This is a genomic window from Streptomyces sp. MBT53, assembly GCF_016654115.1.
Taxonomy (GTDB): Bacteria; Actinomycetota; Actinomycetes; order Streptomycetales; family Streptomycetaceae; genus Streptomyces.
The window spans coordinates 1-2625 of sequence record NZ_JAEQAZ010000428.1; the positions used below are offsets into that span (position 1 = coordinate 1).

Annotated in this window: 2 protein-coding genes and 1 pseudogene; 2 read left to right on the plus strand and 1 reads right to left on the minus strand. The window is 69.1% G+C overall.

Going from position 1 to position 2625, the window contains the following annotated elements; translation table 11 throughout:
- Positions 1-666 (plus strand): zinc-binding dehydrogenase (locus JHN45_RS51855; protein WP_201056476.1); only part of this gene is annotated, 666 nt, incomplete at its 5' end.
- A 55-nt stretch (positions 667-721) separates the two neighbouring features.
- Positions 722-2110, plus strand: a complete 1389-nt coding sequence (locus JHN45_RS51860; RefSeq protein WP_201056478.1) for an MFS transporter — start codon at positions 722-724, stop codon at positions 2108-2110.
- Between the two features lie 176 nt (positions 2111-2286).
- Here JHN45_RS51860 and JHN45_RS53870 read toward each other — a convergent pair.
- Positions 2287-2625 (minus strand): annotated as a pseudogene (locus JHN45_RS53870) (FAD-dependent oxidoreductase); the annotation flags it as partial.

The following is a 2625-nucleotide window of genomic DNA, read 5'->3' on the forward strand; positions in this document are numbered from 1 at the left end:
GAGTCGGCCGTGGTCGACGTCGACCGGGTGCACGAGATCCCCGGGAACCTGGACTTCGCCCAGGCAGTGGCCATGATCGGAACAGGCCGTACGGCCATGGGAATCGTGCAGTTCAGCGAGCTGGGCCCGGACTCCGTGGTCATCGTCCCGGCAGCCGCCGGAGGCCTGGGCACCCTCCTGGTCCAGTACGCCAGACACGCCGGCGCCACAGTGATCGGCCTCGCGGGCGGCCCCGAGAAAACAGCGCTCACCAGGGCGAACGGCGCCCACCTGGCGGTCGACTACACGGACCCGGAGTGGCCGCAAAAGGTAAAAGCCTGGCTCGACGGCCGTCACGCGACGACCGTCTTCGACGGAGTGGGCGGCACGGTCGCCCGCGAGGCGACAGCCCTGCTCGGCCCCACCGGCCGACACATCGTCTTCGGCTGGTCGAGCGGAGAGCCGTACGCCCTCGAAGGGACATCCGTACAAGTCCTGGGCCCCGCGATGATGCAGAAGGCCGGCGGCCCGAGCCCCATCCGCACCCTCGAACTACGGGCCCTCACCGAGGCGGCCGAGTCCCGACTGGTACCAGCGATCGAACGTTTCCCCCTGTCCGCCGCAGCAGAAGCACACCAGGCACTGGAGACCCGCCAGACGACCGGAAAGGTGGTGTTGGAACCATGACCACCCCCAAGCACCCACCCGAGCCCCCACCCGCGGATGCAATACATACCGATTCATCGTGAACATCGCGCTCCCCTCCGCACAGCGTGACCTGGGCATGTCCGACGGCAACCGCCAGTGGGTCATCACCGCCTACACCCTCGCCTTCGGCGGCCTGCTCCTGCTCGGCGGCCGAATAGCCGACCTCGTGGGCCGCAAGCGGACGTTCATCATCGGCCTGATCGGCTTCGCGGGCGCCTCCGCACTGGGCGGCGCGGCCACGACCTCGGGCATGCTCTTCGGCGCCCGCGCCCTCCAGGGCGTCTTCGCCGCCGTACTGGCCCCCTCCGCCCTCTCCCTCCTCACCACGACCTTCACCGACCCGAAGGAACGCGGAAAGGCCTTCGGGATCTACGGCGCACTCGCGGGCAGCGGTTCGGCGATCGGCTTCATAGCGGGCGGCCTGCTCACCGAGTACCTGAACTGGCGCTGGTGCCTCTACGTCAACATCCCCATCGCGGTCGTCGCCGTCTTCGGCGCCGTCGCCCTCCTCCACGACCGCCCGGGAAACACCGGCGCCCGCCTCGACGTACCCGGCGTCATACTCGGCTGCGGCGGCCTGGTCGCGATCGTCTACGGCTTCAGCGAGGCAGAACCCCGAGGCTGGACGGACGCCAGGGTCCTGACCCTGTTCGCGGCCGGTGTGGTGCTCCTCGTGACCTTCGTCTGGTGGCAGACGAGGGCCCCCAGCCCCCTCCTCCCCCTCCACATAGTCAAGGACCGCAACCGGGCCGGCTGCTTCCTCACCATGGCCCTCGCCGTGATCGGCATGTTCGGCATGTTCCTCTTCATGACCTACTACCTCCAGGTCATCCTCGACTACTCCCCCGTGAAAACGGGCATGGCCTTCCTCCCCCTCACGGTCGCGATCATCATCGGCTCGACCCAGATATCCGCCCGCCTGATGCACCACGTACCACCGCGCACCCTGATGGTGCCGGGCGCGATCCTGGCCGCAGGAGGCATGTCCTTCTTCACCCGCCTGACGGTCACGTCGGACTACGCGACCGAACTCCTCCCCGGCCTGATCCTGATGGGCCTCGGCATGGGCCTGATCTTCATGCCGGTCTTCGCCACAGCCACCGCGGGCGTGGCCCCCCAGGACTCGGGCGTGACGTCCGCGACCGTCAACACCTCGCAGCAGGTGGGCGGTTCGATCGGCACAGCGTTGCTCAACACGATCGCCACCACCAGCAGCACGGCCTACATCGCCGCCCACCTCCACACCCCGGCCGAGAAAGCCCTGATCACCAGCAAGGGCATCGTCCACGGCTACACGGTCGCCATCTGGTGGGCCGTAGCCGTCATGCTCACGGCAGGCCTGGTGGCGGGCCTGATGGTCACAGCAGGAGCACCGAAGCACAACGCACCGGCACCGGCGAACGAGCCGCAGCAGGTGACCTGATCACCCGCGTACGGCGCGAAGGTGACGTGTCGGGGGGTGTCCGCCCGCAGCGGTTGGCGCGTCAACGCGCCCCCGATCTTGAGTGACCGATTCCGCGCCGTTCCGAGGACGGACACCCCCCGACACGGCACCGACCCACACCCGACGCAGGGCGAACCACGACGCACCCGCACCTCTCAGTGCCGCCCGGCCACCCGATCGGCGATCCGCGCCAACCGCGAAGACTCCGCCCCATGCCCGACGAGTTCACGCCGGTCCGCCGCGCGATAGGTCGCGTACATCCCCTGCACCCCCAGCCAACGAAACGGCTCCGGCTCCCACTTCCGCACCTTGTGGTCGACCCACGGAAGGCCCGTGAGATCAGTGGCGCCACCCTGCCCGGAGTCCAGCCGAACCAGATCCCGCAACGTCCGAGCCGCGAGGTTGGTCGTGGCAACCCCGGAGCCGACGTAACCCCCCGCCCACCCCAGCCCCGTAGCCCGGTCCAAGGTCACCGTCGCGCACCAGTCCCGAGG